This window comes from Martelella sp. AD-3 (assembly GCF_001578105.1).
Taxonomy (GTDB): domain Bacteria; phylum Pseudomonadota; class Alphaproteobacteria; order Rhizobiales; family Rhizobiaceae; genus Martelella.
The window spans coordinates 2,625,655-2,643,788 of the sequence record NZ_CP014275.1 but is presented as its reverse complement, the minus strand read 5'-3'; the positions used below and the strand labels follow the sequence as shown (position 1 = coordinate 2,643,788).

Here is an 18,134-nt window from a genome sequence, read left to right as displayed (position 1 = left end):
TGGGTTTCCGGGCGAGGAAAAGCAATGGCTTGCATCCGTCTGGCGCGGCGCGCGCGGTCAATGTCCCGGCGTCTTATCTCGCGGATGCGAAAAGGCGCCGATCGCTCTTGAGCCGGTGCTTTTCTTGTCGTAACACGTCTGTTGTCTGTACTATTTACCCGTCCGGCTTGTATATTGTCAGTTTTTTGGAGACGCCATGACCGCCAGTGAAACGGCTCTTGTTCTTTTGGCCTTGTGCTTGCCTTTTCTGGGCGCGGTTCTTTCTCCGATACTCTACCGTATCTTCAAGTCGAGTGCGCCGTGGCTTCTTGCCCTTGTCCCGCTGTTCTCGCTCATCCAGTTCATCCGCCTCGTGCCGAGGATCGGCGAAGGCGCGGTGCTGACCGGCGGCTATGACTGGGTGCCGAGCCTCGGCCTGCGTTTCTCCTTCCTGCTCGACGGCCTTTCGCTGACCTTCGCGATCCTGATCACCGGCATCGGCACGATGATCATTCTCTACGCCGGCGGCTACATGAAAGGCCATGCCCAGCAGGCGCGGTTCGTGTCCTTCATGTTCCTTTTCATGGGATCGATGCTGGGCGTGGTCATCTCCGACGGCCTGCTGATGCTGTTCGTCTTCTGGGAACTGACCTCGATCACCTCCTTCCTGCTGATCGGCTTCGACAACGAGAAGGAAGCCTCGCGCCGCGCCGCGATCCAGGCGCTGGTGGTGACCGGCGGCGGCGGTCTCCTGCTTCTGGCCGGCGTGCTGCTGATCCAGCACATCACGGGGGCTTCCTCGCTTTCGGCGCTGTTTGAGACCGGCAATGTGCTGCGCGACAGCCCGCTCTATCTTGCCGCCTTCATTCTGGTGCTTGGCGGCGCCTTTACCAAATCGGCGCAGTTTCCGTTCCATTTCTGGCTGCCGAACGCCATGGAGGCGCCGACGCCGGTTTCGGCCTATCTGCATTCGGCCACCATGGTGAAGGCCGGCGTCTATCTTCTGATGCGGCTCAACCCGGTGATGGGCGATACGGCGCTGTGGACCATCGTTTTGCCGGTCTTCGGCGCGGCAACGCTGATCGTCGGCACGCTGCTCGCCATCCGCCAGACCGACCTGAAGCTGATGCTCGCCTATACCACCGTCTCCTCGCTCGGCCTGATGGTGATGATGACGGGCATGGACATTCCGCACGCCGCGGAAGGCGCGGTGCTCTATCTGATCGCCCATTCGCTGTTCAAGGGCGGGTTGTTCATGGTGGCGGGCCTGATCGACCACGAGACCGGAACCCGCGACCTGACGAAACTCGGCGGTCTGGCGAAGGCGATGCCGATCACCTTTGCCGCCGGCCTTGCCGGCGCGATCTCCATGGGCGGCCTGCCACCCTTCGTCGGCTTTCTGGCCAAGGAGGGCATCTATGAGGCGCTGGCCGCCGGAAGCTTCTATGCAACGATCTTCCTGCTGATCGCGATCCTCGGCAATGCGCTGATGTTCGCCGTCGGCTTCGGCGTCGGGCTGAAGCCCTTCATCGGCGAAAAGACCGAGACGCCCAAGCATGCGCATGAAGGGCCGGCGCTGATGTGGCTCGGGCCGATCGTGCTCGGCGCCACGGCTTTTCTCGCGGCCGTCTTCGCCCATTTCTTCAACAGTCATTTCTCCGGCCCGATGGCCTCGGCCGTTGCCGGAAAAGAGGTCGAGATCCACCTGTCGCTGATCCCGCATATCGGCCTGCCGCTCGCTTTGTCGGTGCTGACCGTGATCATCGCGCTTTTCGTCTACTGGCGTCTTTCGCAGGCGCGCGCGGCCATGGCCGCCATGTTTGCCCGCCTCGGTCCCGGACCGGATGCCTGGTTCGACGGTTTCATGCGCGGCATCGTGCGCCTGTCGTTCAGGGTTACCCAGATCGTGCAGCCCGGCCGGCTGGAGTTCTACATCACCGCGACCTTCTGCATCATTGCCGCTGTGCTGCTGGTGTCGCTCTTTTCCTTCGGCGAGCTGCCGCAATGGCCCGGCCTGCCGGAAGGCTTCCTGCTGGGCCACTGGGTCATCATCGCCCTTGCCGTTGTCGGCCTGCTGGCGGTGATCAACGCCCATAACAGGCTGACGGCGATCGTCACGCTCGGCATACAGGGCTTTTCCGTCGCGGTGCTGTTCCTGCTTCTCGGCGCGCCGGACCTGTCCTTCACCCAGTTCATGGTCGAAACGCTTTCGGTCGTGATCCTGACCCTGGTGATGACGCGTTTGAACCTTGCGCCCTCGGACCATCGCGCGCTCGGCCAGAAGGTCTTCGACGGCACGGTGGCCGCGCTTTGCGGGCTCGGCTTCGCGCTTTTGTTGATGCGCGTCACCCAGGTGCCGTTCAACGACAGCCTGACGGCATTCTTCAATGCCTATTCGAAGGTGATCGCCCACGGCCAGAACGTCGTCAACGTCATCATCGTCGACTTCCGCGGAACGGATACGCTGGGCGAGATCGCCGTGGTGATGATCACCGGCCTTGCCATTCTGGCGCTGATCCGCGTGCGGTCCGACCGGGCAAAGGCCACCCCCGTCGCCAAACAGGAGAAGGCACAATGAACACGCTGATCTTTCGCACCGCCGCGCCCTTCCTCTCGGCGCTGATGATGCTGTTTTCGATCTTCGTTCTTCTGCGCGGCCACAACGCGCCGGGCGGCGGCTTCATCGGCGGGCTGATCGCGGCGTCCGCGATCGCGATTTTCGGCATCGCGTCGGGGGTCTCGGCGGTGCGCCGGGCGATCCATTTCCATCCGATGTCGATTGCCGGCGCCGGATTGCTGCTCTCGACGCTGTCGGGCTTCATCTCGATCTTCGCCCAGGTGCCGTTCATGACGGCGCACTGGATCTATCCGGTGATCTTCGGCGTCGAGGTGCCGATCTCCACGGTCACGACCTTCGACATCGGCGTCTATCTGGTGGTCTTCGGATCGATTTCCTCGATCTTCCTGGCGCTTGAAGAAAAGGACCACGCCTGATGGAATTCGTGCTTTCCTGTCTTGTCGGCCTGTTCTTCGCCGCCGCGATCTATCTGATGCTGTCGCGCCACAGCGTCCGGATCATGCTTGGCATCGCCATTCTCGGCAATGCGGTCAACCTGCTGATCTTCACCGCCGGACGGATCTCCGGCCTGGTGCCGCCGATCATTCCGAAGACCATGGACACGCTGCCTGCCGGCACGGCCAATCCGCTGCCGCAGGCGCTGATCCTGACGGCGATCGTGATCTCGTTTTCGTTCTTCGCCTTCCTGCTGGTCCTCACCTACCGCGCCTATCAGGACCTCAACACCGATGACACCGACGACATGCGGGCTGCCGAACCCAAGGACCAGCCCATGCCGCCGCTCGGCTACTGAACAAGGATTTAGAAAAACACGCTCATGGCCGCTTCGTCCTCCGCCCATTCCGTCGATCTGTCGCTTGCGCTGACCATGGAACCGTCAACGCTGACGGACTGGCTCGTCATCCTGCCGGTTGCGATCTGCATTACCGTCGGCGCCTTTCTGATGCTCATCCGCAAGCACACCGTCTGGCATCCGATCATCGCCATCCCCGCCCTTGTCCTTCTCGTGGTCGTGGACTGCCTTCTGGTCTTCAGCGTCTCGACCCAGGGGCCGATCACCATGGTCGCCGGCCGCTGGCTGCCGCCGTTCGGCATTGCCTTTTCCGCCGACCTTCTGGGCGCCCTTTTTGCCCTTGCCGCAGGCATTGCCGGGCTCGCCGGCGCGATCTTCGCGCTCGGCGATATTCGCGCGAGCGGCAGGCGCTACGGCTTTTATCCCTTTCTGCTGCTGCTGATGGCCGGCGTCTCCGGCGCGTTCCTGACCGGGGACATCTTCAACCTCTATGTCTGGTTCGAGGTCCTGCTGATTTCCTCCTTCGGCCTGCTGATTCTGGGTTCCTCCCACGAACAGCTTGACGGGGCGATGAAATATGCGGTTCTGAACCTGATCGGCACGACGCTGTTCCTGATCGCGGTCGCCTATACCTACGCCGTGTTCGGCACGCTCAACATGGCCGATATCGCCATGCGGGCGCGGGCTGCGCCGATGCTGCCGACGGCGACGATCGGCGCGCTTTTCGTGCTGGCCTTCGGCATGAAGGCGGCGGCGTTCCCGGTCAATTTCTGGCTGCCCGCTTCCTACCATACGCCGCGCACGGTGGTCTCCGGCCTTTTCGGCGGACTTCTGACCAAGGTCGGCGTCTATGCCCTCCTGCGGGTGATGGTGATGATCCTGCCGGCCGACCTCGAGCGGCTCGGCGCGCTCGTCTCGCTCAGCGCCTTTCTCACCATGGCGCTCGCCGGGCTCGGCGCGATCGCCCAGCACGATATCCGCCGCATGGTCGGCTATGTGGTGATCATCGGCATCGGCAATGTCTTTGCCGGCGTGGCCGTCGGCGGGGTTTCGGGGCTTGAGGGCGCGCTCGTCTATGCGCTCCATTCGATGATCCTGATGACGGCGCTCTATTTCATCGTCGGTCTTGCCGGAAAGCTTGCGGGCGGATTTTCGCTGAACGCGATCGGCGGGCTTTACCGCAGCAATCCGGCCTTTGCGGGCTTAAGCCTTGCCGCCTTTTTCGCCGCCGCGGGCCTGCCGCCGTTCTCCGGCTTCTGGCCAAAGGCGCTGCTGGTCCGGGCGACGCTCGGCGACGGACAGTGGTGGCTGGCCTTCGCCATTCTTTTCGCCGGCTTCTGCACCACGATCGCGCTGGGGCGGGTCTTTCTTCTGGCCTATTGGCGGCCCGCCGCCGCGGCGCCCGCGGCCAGGGTCCGCTTGACGCTGTCGGAAAGCCTGCCGGTGGTGGGGCTGATGGCCCTCGTCGTGGTCTTCGGCGTCTATCCCGAGCCGCTGCTTGCGATCGCCACGCGCGCCGTCGAGGGGCTTCTTGCGCCCGAGGCCTATTTCATGTCGGTCTTTCCCGGGGGAGCGTCCTAGATGTCATCCATGCTGCTCTTGAACCTTGTTCTGGCCATTGTCTGGGTTGCCGTCACCGGCAGCGCCTCGCTGCACAACCTCGTCTTCGGTTTCGTCATCGGCGCCATCTCCGTCGGCCTCGTTCGCCACCAGCTCGGCGGAACGGGCTATTTCTCGCGGGCAAGGCGCGTCACCGCGCTGTTCCTGGTGTTCCTCTATGACCTGATGAAGTCGGCCTGGTCGGTCGCAAGACTCGTCTGCTCGCCGCGCATGGAGGTGAAGCCGGGCATCCTGCGCTTCGAACTCTCGCTCGAGAAGGATTTCGAGATCGTGCTTCTCGCCAACATGATCACGCTGACGCCCGGCACGCTGACCGTCGATGTTTCCGACGACAGGAAATATCTCTTCATCCATGCCATCGACTGTTCCGATCCCGACGGCATTCGCCGCGACATCGCCAACGGTTTCGAGAAGAAGATCAGGGAGGCCTTCGCCTGATGACGCCTGATATGATCGTTTCAGCCGCCGCCGACATATCGATCGGCATCCTCTCGCTGGCGCTTATCCTGACCGCCGTGAGGGTGGTGAGGGGCCCGACCCTGCCGGACCGCGTTCTGTCGCTCGATATGCTCGTGGCGGTCGCCATTGGCTTTATCGTCGTCATAGCCATTCGTTCCGGCTTCACGCTCTACATCGATATCGCCATTGCCCTCGGCCTCGTGGGTTTCCTGGCAACGGTGGCCTTTGCCCGCTTCATCCGCTCGAGCGCCATGCGCGACGAGACCGAAACCGGGTTTCAGGTCAAGCCGCACCCGATGGCCTATGATTCGGGAAGCAGCGGGGAGGACGTCCCGGTCGTCTCCGCCGACGAAACGAAGAAGGAATAAGCCGCATGGACTATGTTGTCGCCCTGTTCGTCTCGTTCCTGATGCTGGCCGGCGCGCTGTTCACGCTGACGGCGGCCATCGGCATTCTGCGTCTTCCCGACCTCTACACGCGCATGCATGCGGCCTCGAAGGCGGGCACGGTCGGCTCCGGCCTGATCTTTCTGGCCATCGGATTTCATTCCGCCGAGATCGCGACCTTCGTCCGGGCCTTCGCCGGCATCGCCTTTTTCGTGCTGACGGCGCCGATTTCGGCGCATCTCCTCGCCCGCGCCGCGCATGAGGTGGGCTATCCTCTGCATGAAAAAACCGTGCAGGATGAGCTCCAGAGTAGTGAAGAGGTTTAGTTGCGCGGTAATCTTGCCTGACCGCTCGCCAAGTATAAGAAAAAGTGCGCGGGGCTCAATCAAAGTTCCTATAACTTTTCATAATCGGCATTATTTTTTAATCAATGTAACTTTACTTTTCTGTGTAGGGTGGTATTTGCTGCCTTGAGCATGAACAGAAAGCTCTTGCTGGAATAGAAAACAAAACTGTCTCTACGTCGATGCGGGCGCGGCCTTGTTCGGTAGACGGCCGTTCTCCCGAAGCTAAACGTACCCCACGCTTCGAAGCAATCGCCGACGGTTCGGAATATCTGTCCGGACATTGTCGTCGTTTAGGCTCCTGGCGGGAACGTTGGCGGTGGGGTCGAAGACGAACAGAAAAGTATAGGAGTGAAGAATGACGGAAGCTGCGGTCGAACAGGATGCCCAGAACCTCGTCGAACTGACGGCCGATATTGTCGCGGCCTATGTCAGCAATCATGTGGTCCAGACCACGGATCTGCCGGGTCTGATCCGCGAAGTGCACGCTGCGCTGAGCAACACGGCCCGTCCGCAGGAAAGCACCCCGGCTGCCGAAAAGCAGAAGCCGGCGGTTTCCGTGCGCAAGTCGATCAGCGGCGATCATCTCGTCTGCCTCGAATGCGGCGGAACCTTCAAGTCGCTGAAGCGCCACCTGATGACCCATCACGACCTGACGCCCGACGCCTATCGCGAGAAATGGGACCTGCCGGTCGACTATCCGATGGTCGCGCCCTCCTATGCCGAGGCCCGCTCGCGGCTTGCAAAGGAGATGGGGCTCGGCCAGCGCCGCAAGCGCTGAGCCGCCGCTCCGGATCGGAGTCCCGCAAGCGCTCCGGGTCCCGCAGGAGATTTATATCTTGATGCCAGCCGCGAATGCGCGCTGGCATTTTTTTTATGCAAGCGCTGTCAGCTTCCTGCGCCGGGTTATCCGAAATACACGCATTAAGGGTATGTTCATTTTCGCTCCCGTAAAAGGACCCGGTTGATCAAAGTAGGAAAAAAGTCCTAAGATTGACCAAAATTCAGCAATAAAAACAGCGAAACGACCGCACAAGACCCCGCCTTCCGTCCCCGTCGTGCCGACAGGTGCAAGAATATAATCCTATTTTAGCCGGGAGATGACATGAACGAGTACAAAGCAGAATCCACAGCGCCCTTCCATCAGGCCTTTGTCCACCAGGTCGCCGGGTCGTGGTCATTCGAACGCGCCGGCCAGATGGCGGATATTCGCACCGCGTGCCGCATTGTTCTTCTGATCACCAGGGAGATGGCGCAGGTCGCCGGCGATCGCGTCTCGCTCAAGGCGGACCGTCGCCGGTCGGTCTCCCATTTCCGGCAGATCGCCATGTATGTCTGCCACGTCACGCTGCAATTGTCGCTGAGCGAGATCGGGGCGGCTTTCGGCCGGGACCGGACGACTGTTGCCTATTCCTGTCGGGTGATCGAGGACCGCCGGGACGACCGCGCCTTCGACGAGTTCATCGCCTCGGTGGAACGGCTTGCCTATTCCGTCGTCGTTGCGGCGGGAGTGCGGGAAAATGCATGAGGGGAGGGCGGCGGCGATGACGGGCGCGCGGATGGGCGAGAAGACGCCTCTTGAGATGCTGGCCCGCCTGAAGGGGCGCGATGGCGGCCGGTTTCTGCCGCAGGACGCCCATGACGCGGGCGAGCGCCTGTTTTCGGATTTCAACCGGGCGCAGATGCAGCCCAGGATCACGGCCTCGCTTCAGCCGCGGCTGGAAAGCCGGGCGCGCGCAATGCGGGCTGACGCCGCCGGACTGTCCGACAGCGCGCTTGACGCGCGCCGGCGCGTCGGCCGCGCGCTCCTCTCCGTCGGTCCGGAGCTGGCCGACGTTCTGCTCGATTTCGTCTGTTTTGAAAAAGGCCTGGAGCAGATGGAGCGGGAACGGCAATGGCCCGTGCGCTCGGCGAAGCTGATGGTCCGCACCGCGCTTATGGCGCTTGCCCGCCACTACGCCCCGCCGCCGCCGCGGCGGGCCATCCGCCACTGGGGCGGCGAGGGCTACCGGCCCGACATCGCGGCGATGTTTGCCGAGGAGTAAGACGCCGTAGAAGGCGGCCGCCGGAAGCGGCGTCAGGCGGGAAGCGCCGCCGCCGCCGTTTCCCGGATCTTCGCCACCATGGCATTGAGGCCGTTGGCGCGCTGGGCGGAGAGGTTTTCAACGAGCCCGATCCGCCGGAAGATGTCGATCGCATCCGTTCCCGCGATCACCGAGGCCTTCTTGCCGGAATAGACGGTCAGGACGATCGACACCAGGCCGCGCACGATGAAGGCGTCCGAATCGCCGCGAAACCGGATCACGGGATCCGCGCCTTCGTCTTCTTCGCTGACAAGCCAGACCTGACTGGCGCAGCCGTGGACGCGGTTCTCCTCGGTTTTTTCCTCCTCCGCCATGTCGGGGAGTTCCTTGCCGAGTTCGATCACATAGCGGTAGCGGTCTTCCCAGTCGTCCAGGAATGAAAAATCGTCGATGATCTGCTCGAGTTTCTCGTTCATGAGGCGCCTTTCGTCTTCTGTTGCGCTCCATATAGGCCGATCGGCCTCCGAATGAAACGGGGCGGGGCCGATTGTCAGCGCGGGCGGCGCGTTGGCAGCGGCACGTTCTCCGGCAGGCCCGATATGCGCTGCGGCTGAACGGCGGGGGCAGGGGGCTGCGGCGCGGGCGCGATGTCGGGTTCCGGCGTGATGGCGCCGGTGCGGATGAGGTCGGTCGGCGTTTCGGCGGGCTCGGCCATGCGTTCAACGACCGTCACCTCGGCTGCCGGCTGTTCCGGACGCGTGGTTTTCCGCGCCTGCTGCGGCGCCGGGACCCGTTCATCCTCGGCGAAATGCGCGCCGAGATAGAGGTAGACGATTTCCGCCCCCTGACGCGCCCGCCGGCCGAGAAAACCCAGCAGGCCCGCGCCGTCATCACAAACCTCCGGCCGCTCCTCGCACATGCCGCTCATATAGTCGATCGTGCCGCGGGCTGCGGAAACGGCGCTGCCGATGTCGCGGCCGCTCGGCAGCATGGCCTCGTTGCGCGTCGCCTTGTCGCCCAGCAGCAGGGGCGCGAAGAACGGCACGATCAGCAGCAGCACGAAGATCATGAATGCCGATTTCAGCAGAAATCTCATCGATGTCCTTGCCCGTTTCAGGGTTTCGCCTCGCGTGTCCGGGCGGCCACGCGCTTGATTGCTATCATAGGACGGTAAATGAGCCGCTAAAAGGGCCGGCAGCTGTTGACGCCCGCCGCGCCGGCCGGGACGGTTTTTCGGGAGACGCCCTGATTTATGACGCAAAAACAGGTGTATGGCACAAGAGCGGTGCAAGGCTGGTTTTCGTTCCTGTTACCCGGCGTTAACCATGTTGGCCGTTTTTGCCGCTTTTGCGCCGATTTGTCGTCTGGCCGCGAGCCTTTCGTTCCATTACCCTTCGTTAAGCCGTGCGGCGTAGTTTGGCGCCGACGACCCGAGGTTGCAGACGACTGACAGAGTGATGATGAATGGCGAAGGCTAGGAAGACCAGACGCAGCAAGAAGAAGACGCCCTCGCTCATGGGGCGCGGCGCCTCGGCCGTCGGGGCCTTTGTCGCGCGCCACCCGTCATGGGTCGGCGGGCCGCTGGTCTTCGGCATCGTCCTCAGTTTCGTTTCCGCCAATGCGCTCTGGTACCAGCCGGGCCCGCATCCCGAACCGCTGATGAAGACGCGCCAGCCCTCCGATCCCTATGCCGTACCCGGCCGCCGGATGGCGAGCGAGGAGGATTTCGAGACCTTTCGGATCGAGCTCGAGGGCGAGGGGAATGGCGCACCGGTCGAGGTCGCTTCGCTTGAGCGCGATGACGGCGGCGACGATCTGATGGCGATCCTGCAGGCGGTCGAGAAAGAGCCGCCGGCGACAGCCCGCCGGTCGCAGGCCGAGCCGCAGGCTCAGCCGGCGGTCGTCGATGACCGCGAGATCATCCGTCAGGTTCAGGAACAGCTTGCCGCCGCCGGCTATTACAAGGGCAAGCCCGATGGCGTGACCGGGCCGCTGACCGAGACCGCGGTGATCGCCTTTCAGGCTGACCAGGGGCTGGCGGAGACGGGCATTGTCGATGCGGGTCTTCTCGCTGTCCTCAAGGGCGATGACGGCGGACCGCCGCCGGTGCCGACGCCGCGCGCGGCAACGAAGGCGGGCGGGGGCTCTGCCGATCCGACGGCCGCGCTTCCGGCATCAGACGAACCCGCTCCGGCCGCTGACGCCCTTGTCGTCGAGATCCAGCGCGGCCTCGTCAACATCGCCTATGACGACGTGACGGTCGACGGCGTGGCCGGCGCCAATACCCGCGCGGCGATCCTGGAGTTCCAGAAGCATTATCGCCTGCCGGAAACCGGCGAGCCGAGCCCGGCCGTACGCGACAAGCTTGCGGAAATCGGCGCGCTCTGACCGCCTGAGAAGAGAGCCTGGCCATGCGTCTCAAATCGGAGATTTTTGTTTCGGCGCTTTTGCGCCGGGTTTTCGCCAATGGCGATTTTGCCGTGGTGGAACGCAAGGGCGCGGCCGATGCCGGCGCGATCGCGATCCGTCAGGTGCTGCGGAACGGACAGGAATGCCTGTACATGCCGGCGCCGCAGTTTTTTACCGCTGAGAGCAGTGAAGACCGGCTGTTCGAGCAGCGTCTAGACAGGGTCCCGGCCGACGATGTCGCGGCGCGGCTCGAAAAGGAAATCCGCTTTGACGGCGATCTCTGGGTCGTGGTCCTTGAGACGGAGAGCGTCGAGGGGCTTTTTGCCGTGGCCGGCGACGGCGTTTGAGAGATCAGGCCGAGCGGCGGTTCTGCCGGCGCGGGGCATGCTTGGCGGCAGCCGCCTCTTCCTCGGCGCGCCGGTTCTGCCATGCCAGCAGTTCCTCGATGCAGGCCGCCGGCTTCAGCGCGTCCACCAGACGTTCCGCCGCTTCATCGGCGGGCATCTGCGCCGTTGAAAGACCCGGCGCGACGCGCGGCAGGACATAGAGCGTATCATCCCTGCCCATGCCGAGCGCGACCAGTCCGACGGCGAGGCGTCGTCCGCTTTCTTCCGACAGGATGTCTGCGGCCAGCACCCGGTCGCCCCCGAGTGCGCGGGCGAAGGTCTCGAGAAACAGCGTGCCCTCGCCGCGGCGGGCAAAGCGCACCAGAAGGGCGGTCTGCAGTTCGGAGAGCGTCGACAGGCCCAGCCGGTCCTCTACCTCGCTGCCGGCTTTTGCCGCCATCGCCTTCAGCGTCTGGCGCAGCGCTTCGCTTTCATCACGGTAGCCTGAGCGCACGTCGAAATTGCCGTCCGGCGTCTCGTCTTCCTCGGGGCGGTGGCAGCCGATCAGCGCCTGGATGACCTTCTGCGACAGGTCGGCGCGATGAATGATCGCGCGGATGTGCTCCTCGCCCATGGTCTCGATCAGCCGCGTCAGGGTCTCGTCGCCGAGCGCGGGCGAGCGGGCGAGGAAGGGAGCGGAGATGGCGATTTCCCGCGTGCCGATATAATGGCAGATCTCCTGCGGCACATGGGGATTGCCGGAAAGGGCGGCGACGGCCTGTCGACGGGCCTCCGGCGTGGACGCTTCATAGACCGGGGGAAACAGCTCGATAAAACGGCGACGCTCGGCGGCACTCGGTTTTTCCAGAGCGCCGAAGCTCGAGACCGTTGCCATCAGCACGACGTCGAGCTTGCGTGTATTTTTCAGCCCTTCAAGTTCCCGGTAACGATCGACCAAGGCCGTACTCCCCGACGAGATCTCCGGCAGCTTGTGCCGGGCGATGCCGTTCTTCTTTGTCACGCCGGGATGTCGAAAAAGCGGCAGTCGCTCTCTCGCCCGACGCATGGATGTCTTCAATCTGACAAGACGTTAGGGGGAAATCGTTAGAAAGATGTTAACCATAGAAGAAAGCGGGAATTGACCGGCGGAAGATGCGATTCCCGCCGCCGGTCTGACAGACGATCAGATCGCGAGATATTCCTCGCGCAGTTCCGCATTGTCGAGCACGTCCTGGGCGCTGCCGGAAAAGACCACCTGTCCGGTGTCCATGATCACGGCGCGGTCAGAGAGCCTCAAGGCGGCGACGGCGTTCTGTTCGACGATGATCGTGGTGATGCCGAGATCGCGGATCTGGCGGACGATCTTTTCGATCTCCTGTACGATGACGGGCGCGAGGCCTTCATAAGGCTCGTCGAGGAAGAGGATCTTGATCTTGCGCGCAAGGGCGCGGGCGACGGCCAGCATCTGCTGTTCGCCGCCCGACAGCGTCACCGCTTCCTGGTTGCGGCGTTCGGCCAGGCGGGGAAAGCGATCGTAGATCTCCTCGATGGACCAGCCCTTTTCGCCGGCGACCTGGGCCAGAACAAGGTTTTCCTCCACGGAGAGACCGCCGATGATCCGCCGGTCTTCCGGCACGAGCTGGACGCCGGAAAGCGCTGCCTGGAAGGCTTTCTTCTTGTGAAGCGGTTCGCCGTCGAGCCAGATCTCTCCCTGGCTGAGCGCCGGATTGTCGAGGCGGGCAAGCGTCCTGAGCGTGGTCGTCTTGCCCGCGCCGTTGCGCCCGAGAAGGGAAAGCACCTCGCCTTTCCTGATGTCGAAGGACACGCCCTGCACGATATAGCTTTCGCCGTACCAGGCATGAATGTCGCGAACCGACAGGAATGCATCATTGACTGTTTCCGACACTGCGATCTGCTCCCCGGCGAGATTGCCTTTCTCCATGACCATGTTCATTCGTGGGCCTCCCCGAGATAGGCTTCCCTGACCTTCGGATTGCCGCGCACCTGATCGGGAGAACCTTCGGCGATGATGCGCCCCTGGGCAAGCACGGAGATCTTGTCGGCGAGCGAAAAGACGACATGCATGTCATGTTCGATGATCACCTTGGTCATGCCGCGGGCCTTGATCCGCTGCAGGAGCTCGATGGTCATGTTGGTGTCGTGGCGGGCCATGCCGGCCGTCGGCTCGTCGAGCAGCAGGAGCTTCGGCTTCTGGATCAGGCACATGGCAAGCTCCAGCCGGCGCTTGTCGCCGCGCGACAGCGAGCCCGCCTCGTGATGGCGGCGGGCGGAAAGGCCGATATCCTCCAGCATGAATTCGGCTTCCTCGCGGATTTCCTTTTCACCGGAAAGCGCCTTGACCGCATTCAGCCTGAAGGCGCCGTCGCGGCGGGCAAAGGCCGGGATCATGACGTTCTCGATCAGGCTCAGGTCCGGGAAGATCTCCGGGGTCTGGAACACGCGCGAGACGCCCATCTGGTTGATCTCGTGCGGTTCGTGCTCGTTGAGCGTCTGCCCGGCGAAGACGACCCTGCCGTGGCTTGGTTTGATCCGACCGATACAGACGTTGAGCAGGGTCGATTTGCCGGCGCCGTTCGGACCGATAATGGCGTGGACCTTGCCGCTTTCGACCTCGAGATTGACATCTGAGAGGGCGCGCAGGCCGCCGAAGCTCTTGTGGACGTCGTCAACGTGCAGGACGATGTTGTTGTCTGCCATGGGTTTACTCCGCTGGCTGGATTTTGGCGGCGGATTGCGCCTTGCGGCCGCCGCCGCCGCCCGAGAAGCGGGCGCGAAGGCGCTTGACGCCTTCCATGATGCCGCCGGGCAGGAAGATGACGATGGCCATGAAGATGAGGCCGAGCGTCAGGTGCCAGCCGTCGCCGACGAAGAGCGACAGGAGCCCGACGAGCGGGGTCTCGATCGCGTCCGGCAGGGCCGACAGCGCGCTGTGCAGCGCGGCGTCGTTGAACGAGGAGAAGATGTTTTCGAAATACTTGATCACCACCGCGCCGATGACCGGGCCGAGCAGGGTGCCGACGCCGCCGAGAATGGTCATCAGCACGACTTCGCCGGACGCCGTCCACTGCATGCGCTCAGCGCCCGCCAGCGGGTCGGTGACGGCCATCAGCGCGCCGGCAAGGCCGGCGAACATGCCCGAGATGATGAAGGCGGAGCGCAGATAGGGCCGCGTGTTGAAACCGGTATACATCATCCGGTTCTGGTTGGATTTCACCGCCTTCAGCATCATGCCGAAGGGCGAGCGGAAGATCCTCAGCGTGATGAAGAAGCAGACCAGAAGGGCGATGGCGCAGAAATAGAAACCTGCATAGCCCTGGAGCTGGACGCCGAAGAGATCCGGCGATGGCAGGCCCTCGGTCGGGGCGAGGAACATGCGGTCGATGATGCGGGGATCGCTCTGCGACAGCTGCAGGCCGGTCTCGCCGTTGGTGATCGGCGTCAGGACCGAATAGGCGAGATTGTAGCTCATCTGCGCGAAGGCGAGCGTCAGGATCGAGAAATAGATGCCTGAACGGCGCAGGCTGACATAACCGATGAGGGCCGCGAACAGGCCCGAGCAGATGACCGCGAAGAGGATGGCCGGAATGGCGTTCATGGTGAAAAGCTTGAACGACCAGACGGCGGCATAGGAGCCGACGCCGAGAAAGGCGGCGTGGCCGAAGGAGAGATAGCCGGTGAGCCCGAACAGGATGTTGAAGCCGATGGCGAAGATCCCGAAGATCGCGAATTTCTGCAGGAGTGCGGGATAGGCCGCGCCGAGCGGCATGAACAGGATGGGCGCCAGAAGCACGATCGCCGAAAAGACGATGAAGAGCAGCCAGTCGTTGCGCGAGAGATTGGCGAACATGTGGGTTAGTCCTCCATCACGCCGCGGCGGCCCATCAGCCCGCGCGGCATGGTCAAGAGAATGATGACGGCAACGAGGTAGATGATCACCTGGTCGATACCGGGAATGATGGATTTCACCTCGTTCATCGAGGCGAAGGATTGCAGGATGCCCAGCGTGAAGCCGGCAACGATCGCGCCCGGCAGCGAGCCCATGCCGCCGACGACGACCACGACGAAGCTCAGCACCAGGAAATCCATGCCGAGGTGATAGTTCGGCGGCAGGATCGGCGTGTACATGACGCCGGCGAGGCCTGCGACGACAGCGGCGATGCCGAAGACGACGGTGAAGCGCTTTTCGATGTCGATGCCGAGCAGGCCGACGGTCTCGCGGTCTCGCATGCCGGCGCGCACCACCATGCCGTATGTGGTGAATTGCAGGAAGGCGAAGACGGCGCCGATGACGAGGGCCGCAAACAGGAAGTAGATCAGCCGCCACCAGGGATAGACGATGAAGGCGTCGGCCATGCCGAACCAGGCGGCGATGTTGGCGGTGCCGGCGAAGACGTCTGGCGCGGACTGCGGGACGGGGTTTGCGCCGTAGATCTTCTTGATGATCTCCTGCAGCACGATGGCAAGGCCGAAGGTCACCAGGATCTGGTCGGCATGCGGGCGCTTGTAGAAGAAGCGGATCAATCCGCGTTCCATGACGAGCCCGATCAAGAGCATGACGGGAATGGCGAGCAGGATGGAGAGCGGCACGGACCAGTTGATCATCGCCGCGCCGAAATCGCCGAAGGCGTATTCCATGTAGGGCACCGGGCGCGGCGCGAACAGCGCGCCCTCGGCCTTGGGCGGCTGGACCGGCCAGGTCAGAAGCGCGTTGAAGGTGACGGCGCAGAAGGCGCCGAGCATGAAGAGGGCGCCATGGGCGAAGTTGACGACGCCGAGCGTGCCGAAAACCAGAGTGAGGCCAAGGGCGATCAGCGAATAGGCTGCGCCCTTGTCGAGGCCGTTCAGAAACTGAATGATGATGGCGTCCATTGACCGCGTTTCCACTGTTGCCGGAAAGGGCCGGGCACATTCTGAAGCGCCCGGCCGGGAATGCAGCGATTGGTCTAGAGCGCCGTGCGTCCTTTCGGACGCACAAAGGGCGCTCTAACCTATTGAATCTACGCATCGTGCTTTCCGAAAATCGATTCCGATTTTCGGGCCGATGCGCTAGATCAGCAGGTCTTGGCCGTGTCCGGGCCAAGCTCGCCGCCGAAGATCGCCGGGTCGTATTCGACATCGGCGCGCGGCACGACCTTGACGACTTTCAGCAGGTCGAACTCGCTCTGCGGATCGGGGTTGCCGCGCACGACGAGCACATCCTTCATGCACTGGTGGTCGGCGGCGCGGTAAAGCGTCGGGCCGTTGCCCATGCCGTCGAATTCGAACCCTTCCAGCGCCTTGATGACCGCGGGCGCGAAGAAGGTGCCGGCGCGTTCCACGGCATCGGCATAAAGCAGCGCCTGAACGTAGCAGGTATGGGCGGCCTGGGATGGCGGGAAGCCGTATTCCGCGCCGAAGGACTGAACGAAGGCCTGGCTGCCCGCGTCATCCAGCGACCAGTTCCAGTTGGCCGAGCCAAGGATGTTCTTGGCTGCCTCGCCCGCGCCCTGCGCCATCAGGCGGGAGAACAGCGGAACCACGATTTCGAAATTCTTGCCGTTGACCTGCTTGTCCTTCAGCCCGAACTGGACGGCCTGGGTCAGCGAATTGACCATGTCGCCGCCATAGTGGTTGAGGATCAGCACATCGGCGCCGGAATTGAGCACCGGGGTGATGTACTGCGAGAAGTCGCCGGCGCCGACCGGCGTCTTGACGGTCTGGACGGTTTCCCAGCCGAGGCCCTCGGTCGCGTTCTTGATCGATTCCTCCTGGGTCCAGCCCCAGGTATAGTCGGCGGTCAGGTGATAGGCGCGGCGGTCGGAGCCGTATTCCTGCTGGAGCACGGGGGCGAGCGCCTCGCCCGACTGGTAGGCGTTGAAGAAGTGGCGGAAGCCGTAGCGCCGCTTGTCCTTGCCGGTGGTGTCGTTGGAGTGGGTGAGGCCGGCCATGAAGATCACGCCCATGTCCTGGCAGAGGCTCTGCACGGCAACGGCAACGCCCGACGACGAGCCGCCGGTGATCATCACCGCGCCTTCCTTCTCGATCATGCGCTTGGCGCTGTCGCGGGCGGCGTCCGATTTGGTCTGCGTGTCGCCGGTGACGTAGTTGACCTTCTTGCCGAGAATGCCGTTGCCCTTGAGCGCCTTGGACGAGAAGGTGGCGAGCATGCCGCCGTCGCCCTCGCCGTTCAGGTGCTTGGCGGCGAGCATCAGCGCCTTCATCTCGTCGGCGCCCTCATCGGCGTAGGGGCCGGTCTGCGGCACGTTGAAGCCGAGCGTGACGGTGCTGCCGGTCGGCATGTTGCAGGACATGTCCTGCGCGTAGGCCCCGCGCACGAAATGCATGGGGGCGGCCAGCGTGACGCCGGCGGCCGCGCCGGCCCTGAGCAGGCTGCGGCGGTTGATGATAAACTTTGACATCGGACTCCTCCCAAGTCGTCTGAATTGGCTGCGCGCTCCTCAGGGCGCAGAGGCGCTTTCCTCCAAAGCGCATGGGAGACAGTAACAAGCAGTCAAATTGTCGCAATTGAGCGAAAGTGATAAGACCTTGGTTGAAGGAAGCGAGCGCTTACCTTCGCCGCCGCAATGCCCGCGACGGGTTGAACCGCGGGACCTTGTGACGCATATAGCCACCTTCAAGAGGAAGGTGATCCGGACATGGCCGACAGGGCAGCAGAACAGGAGCCGTTCTGGAAGACGAAGCGGCTCGACGAGATGGACGCCGGCGAATGGGAAAGTCTCTGCGACGGCTGCGGGCTTTGCTGTCTCAACAAGCTGGAGGACTGGGAAACGGGCGAGGTGGCCTTTACCTCGGTCGCCTGTCGCCTTCTCGACGGCCATTCCTGCCAGTGTTCCGATTACGAGGACCGGTGGAAGACTGTGCCGGAATGCATCCAGCTCGATGTCAAGGGCGTCAGGGAGATCCCCTGGCTGCCGCCGACCTGCGCCTACAGGCTGGTGCATGAGGGGCATGATCTCTACTGGTGGCACTACCTCGTCTCCGGCGACCGCGAGACGGTGCACCAGGCCGGCATTTCCGCGCGCGACCGGACGGTGAGCGAGATGGAGGTGCCGGTCGAGGACTACGAGGACTACATCATCGAATGGCCGGTGCTGACCGGGGAGAAGACGGGCTGATTCGCTTTCTGATAGGGCGGGCGCCGCTTGACCCAGCGCAATGCGGGAGCGGCGAGAGACCTTATGTATTCATCCTCGTA

The 18,134-nt window shown here is 63.3% G+C and carries 21 protein-coding genes; 13 read left to right on the top strand and 8 right to left on the bottom strand.

All coding sequences use genetic code 11. The features are described 5' to 3' along the window. Positions 1 to 196: 196 nt before the first annotated feature. From AZF01_RS12290 to AZF01_RS12245, 10 genes are all read left to right on the top strand, one after another. A complete protein-coding gene (locus AZF01_RS12290; RefSeq protein WP_024707333.1) occupies positions 197 to 2,557 on the top strand; it encodes a putative monovalent cation/H+ antiporter subunit A in 2,361 nt (786 codons plus the stop codon). Continuing rightward, positions 2,554 to 2,973 (top strand): Na(+)/H(+) antiporter subunit B, encoded by a 420-nt coding sequence (locus tag AZF01_RS12285; protein ID WP_024707332.1) that lies wholly within the window; start codon positions 2,554 to 2,556, stop codon positions 2,971 to 2,973. Before AZF01_RS12290 ends, AZF01_RS12285 begins: the two co-directional genes overlap by 4 nt. Beyond that, positions 2,973 to 3,350 (top strand): Na+/H+ antiporter subunit C, encoded by a 378-nt coding sequence (locus tag AZF01_RS12280; RefSeq protein ID WP_024707331.1) that lies wholly within the window; start codon positions 2,973 to 2,975, stop codon positions 3,348 to 3,350. The genes AZF01_RS12285 and AZF01_RS12280 overlap by 1 nt, the downstream gene beginning before the upstream one ends. A 24-nt stretch (positions 3,351 to 3,374) precedes the next feature. Next, complete coding sequence (locus tag AZF01_RS12275; RefSeq protein WP_024707330.1) at positions 3,375 to 4,931, top strand: Na+/H+ antiporter subunit D; 1,557 nt, start codon at positions 3,375 to 3,377, stop codon at positions 4,929 to 4,931. Continuing rightward, positions 4,932 to 5,408 (top strand): Na+/H+ antiporter subunit E, encoded by a 477-nt coding sequence (locus AZF01_RS12270; RefSeq protein WP_244435532.1) that lies wholly within the window; start codon positions 4,932 to 4,934, stop codon positions 5,406 to 5,408. Next, complete coding sequence (locus AZF01_RS12265) at positions 5,408 to 5,797, top strand: cation:proton antiporter (RefSeq protein ID WP_081725725.1); 390 nt, start codon at positions 5,408 to 5,410, stop codon at positions 5,795 to 5,797. Before AZF01_RS12270 ends, AZF01_RS12265 begins: the two co-directional genes overlap by 1 nt. A 5-nt stretch (positions 5,798 to 5,802) precedes the next feature. Continuing rightward, on the top strand, positions 5,803 to 6,141 hold the full coding sequence (mnhG, locus tag AZF01_RS12260) for a monovalent cation/H(+) antiporter subunit G (protein ID WP_036236556.1): 339 nt from the start codon (positions 5,803 to 5,805) through the stop codon (positions 6,139 to 6,141). Between the two features lie 376 nt (positions 6,142 to 6,517). Beyond that, on the top strand, positions 6,518 to 6,940 hold the full coding sequence (locus tag AZF01_RS12255; protein ID WP_024707328.1) for a MucR family transcriptional regulator: 423 nt from the start codon (positions 6,518 to 6,520) through the stop codon (positions 6,938 to 6,940). 324 nt (positions 6,941 to 7,264) lie between these two features. Continuing rightward, positions 7,265 to 7,687 carry a helix-turn-helix domain-containing protein gene (locus tag AZF01_RS12250; protein WP_024707327.1) on the top strand — a complete coding sequence of 141 codons (423 nt, stop codon included), beginning with the start codon at positions 7,265 to 7,267 and terminating at the stop codon, positions 7,685 to 7,687. After that, positions 7,680 to 8,204 carry a DUF6456 domain-containing protein gene (locus tag AZF01_RS12245; RefSeq protein WP_024707326.1) on the top strand — a complete coding sequence of 175 codons (525 nt, stop codon included), beginning with the start codon at positions 7,680 to 7,682 and terminating at the stop codon, positions 8,202 to 8,204. The genes AZF01_RS12250 and AZF01_RS12245 overlap by 8 nt, the downstream gene beginning before the upstream one ends. A 32-nt stretch (positions 8,205 to 8,236) precedes the next feature. Here AZF01_RS12245 and AZF01_RS12240 read toward each other — a convergent pair whose 3' ends face one another. Then, on the bottom strand, positions 8,237 to 8,659 hold the full coding sequence (locus tag AZF01_RS12240) for a SufE family protein (protein ID WP_024707325.1): 423 nt from the start codon (positions 8,657 to 8,659) through the stop codon (positions 8,237 to 8,239). A 74-nt stretch (positions 8,660 to 8,733) separates the two neighbouring features. Continuing rightward, positions 8,734 to 9,279, bottom strand: a complete 546-nt coding sequence (locus AZF01_RS12235; protein WP_024707324.1) for a DUF5330 domain-containing protein — start codon at positions 9,277 to 9,279, stop codon at positions 8,734 to 8,736. A gap of 368 nt (positions 9,280 to 9,647) precedes the next feature. Here AZF01_RS12235 and AZF01_RS12230 point away from each other — a divergent pair, with 368 nt between their 5' ends. Both AZF01_RS12230 and AZF01_RS12225 read left to right on the top strand, forming a co-directional pair. Next, positions 9,648 to 10,571 (top strand): peptidoglycan-binding domain-containing protein, encoded by a 924-nt coding sequence (locus tag AZF01_RS12230; RefSeq protein WP_061449686.1) that lies wholly within the window; start codon positions 9,648 to 9,650, stop codon positions 10,569 to 10,571. Positions 10,572 to 10,594: 23 nt separating this feature from the next. Beyond that, entirely contained in the window at positions 10,595 to 10,939 is a 345-nt protein-coding gene (locus tag AZF01_RS12225; protein ID WP_024706513.1) for a DUF1491 family protein, read from the top strand. 4 nt (positions 10,940 to 10,943) lie between these two features. On the opposite strand, the gene AZF01_RS12220 is transcribed toward AZF01_RS12225, so the two are convergent. The 6 genes from AZF01_RS12220 to AZF01_RS12195 form a co-directional block, all read right to left on the bottom strand. Beyond that, positions 10,944 to 11,939 carry a hypothetical protein gene (locus tag AZF01_RS12220; protein WP_051423974.1) on the bottom strand — a complete coding sequence of 332 codons (996 nt, stop codon included), beginning with the start codon at positions 11,937 to 11,939 and terminating at the stop codon, positions 10,944 to 10,946. A 162-nt stretch (positions 11,940 to 12,101) separates the two neighbouring features. Next, the gene (locus tag AZF01_RS12215) at positions 12,102 to 12,860 is read right to left on the bottom strand and encodes an ABC transporter ATP-binding protein (RefSeq protein ID WP_051423975.1); all 759 of its coding nucleotides are present in this window, start codon (positions 12,858 to 12,860) and stop codon (positions 12,102 to 12,104) included. 8 nt (positions 12,861 to 12,868) lie between these two features. Further along, a complete protein-coding gene (locus tag AZF01_RS12210) occupies positions 12,869 to 13,636 on the bottom strand; it encodes an ABC transporter ATP-binding protein (protein WP_024706510.1) in 768 nt (255 codons plus the stop codon). A gap of 4 nt (positions 13,637 to 13,640) precedes the next feature. After that, complete coding sequence (locus tag AZF01_RS12205) at positions 13,641 to 14,786, bottom strand: branched-chain amino acid ABC transporter permease (protein ID WP_024706509.1); 1,146 nt, start codon at positions 14,784 to 14,786, stop codon at positions 13,641 to 13,643. Positions 14,787 to 14,791: 5 nt separating this feature from the next. After that, positions 14,792 to 15,808 (bottom strand): branched-chain amino acid ABC transporter permease, encoded by a 1,017-nt coding sequence (locus tag AZF01_RS12200; protein WP_024706508.1) that lies wholly within the window; start codon positions 15,806 to 15,808, stop codon positions 14,792 to 14,794. A 182-nt stretch (positions 15,809 to 15,990) separates the two neighbouring features. Further along, positions 15,991 to 17,337, bottom strand: coding sequence for a substrate-binding protein (locus tag AZF01_RS12195; RefSeq protein WP_024706507.1), 1,347 nt, complete (start codon positions 17,335 to 17,337; stop codon positions 15,991 to 15,993). A 237-nt stretch (positions 17,338 to 17,574) separates the two neighbouring features. Here AZF01_RS12195 and AZF01_RS12190 point away from each other — a divergent pair, with 237 nt between their 5' ends. Beyond that, positions 17,575 to 18,054, top strand: a complete 480-nt coding sequence (locus tag AZF01_RS12190) for a YcgN family cysteine cluster protein (RefSeq protein WP_024706506.1) — start codon at positions 17,575 to 17,577, stop codon at positions 18,052 to 18,054. The last annotated feature ends 80 nt before the right edge of the window (positions 18,055 to 18,134 follow it).

Excerpts from the sequence above, each read along its gene's own strand:
- AZF01_RS12280 (WP_024707331.1), top strand. The coding sequence starts at position 2,973 with ATGGAATTCGTGCTTTCCTGTCTTGTCGGCCTGTTCTTCGCCGCCGCG.
- AZF01_RS12210 (WP_024706510.1), bottom strand. The coding sequence starts at position 13,636 with ATGGCAGACAACAACATCGTCCTGCACGTTGACGACGTCCACAAGAGC.
- AZF01_RS12195 (WP_024706507.1), bottom strand. The coding sequence starts at position 17,337 with ATGTCAAAGTTTATCATCAACCGCCGCAGCCTGCTCAGGGCCGGCGCG.
- AZF01_RS12225 (WP_024706513.1), top strand. The coding sequence starts at position 10,595 with ATGCGTCTCAAATCGGAGATTTTTGTTTCGGCGCTTTTGCGCCGGGTT.
- AZF01_RS12245 (WP_024707326.1), top strand. The coding sequence starts at position 7,680 with ATGCATGAGGGGAGGGCGGCGGCGATGACGGGCGCGCGGATGGGCGAG.
- AZF01_RS12250 (WP_024707327.1), top strand. The coding sequence starts at position 7,265 with ATGAACGAGTACAAAGCAGAATCCACAGCGCCCTTCCATCAGGCCTTT.
- AZF01_RS12240 (WP_024707325.1), bottom strand. The coding sequence starts at position 8,659 with ATGAACGAGAAACTCGAGCAGATCATCGACGATTTTTCATTCCTGGAC.
- mnhG (WP_036236556.1), top strand. The coding sequence starts at position 5,803 with ATGGACTATGTTGTCGCCCTGTTCGTCTCGTTCCTGATGCTGGCCGGC.
- AZF01_RS12255 (WP_024707328.1), top strand. The coding sequence starts at position 6,518 with ATGACGGAAGCTGCGGTCGAACAGGATGCCCAGAACCTCGTCGAACTG.
- AZF01_RS12275 (WP_024707330.1), top strand. The coding sequence starts at position 3,375 with ATGGCCGCTTCGTCCTCCGCCCATTCCGTCGATCTGTCGCTTGCGCTG.
- AZF01_RS12200 (WP_024706508.1), bottom strand. The coding sequence starts at position 15,808 with ATGGACGCCATCATCATTCAGTTTCTGAACGGCCTCGACAAGGGCGCA.
- AZF01_RS12290 (WP_024707333.1), top strand. The coding sequence starts at position 197 with ATGACCGCCAGTGAAACGGCTCTTGTTCTTTTGGCCTTGTGCTTGCCT.
- AZF01_RS12235 (WP_024707324.1), bottom strand. The coding sequence starts at position 9,279 with ATGAGATTTCTGCTGAAATCGGCATTCATGATCTTCGTGCTGCTGCTG.
- AZF01_RS12205 (WP_024706509.1), bottom strand. The coding sequence starts at position 14,786 with ATGTTCGCCAATCTCTCGCGCAACGACTGGCTGCTCTTCATCGTCTTT.
- AZF01_RS12285 (WP_024707332.1), top strand. The coding sequence starts at position 2,554 with ATGAACACGCTGATCTTTCGCACCGCCGCGCCCTTCCTCTCGGCGCTG.
- AZF01_RS12190 (WP_024706506.1), top strand. The coding sequence starts at position 17,575 with ATGGCCGACAGGGCAGCAGAACAGGAGCCGTTCTGGAAGACGAAGCGG.
- AZF01_RS12230 (WP_061449686.1), top strand. The coding sequence starts at position 9,648 with ATGGCGAAGGCTAGGAAGACCAGACGCAGCAAGAAGAAGACGCCCTCG.
- AZF01_RS12270 (WP_244435532.1), top strand. The coding sequence starts at position 4,932 with ATGTCATCCATGCTGCTCTTGAACCTTGTTCTGGCCATTGTCTGGGTT.
- AZF01_RS12265 (WP_081725725.1), top strand. The coding sequence starts at position 5,408 with ATGACGCCTGATATGATCGTTTCAGCCGCCGCCGACATATCGATCGGC.
- AZF01_RS12215 (WP_051423975.1), bottom strand. The coding sequence starts at position 12,860 with ATGGAGAAAGGCAATCTCGCCGGGGAGCAGATCGCAGTGTCGGAAACA.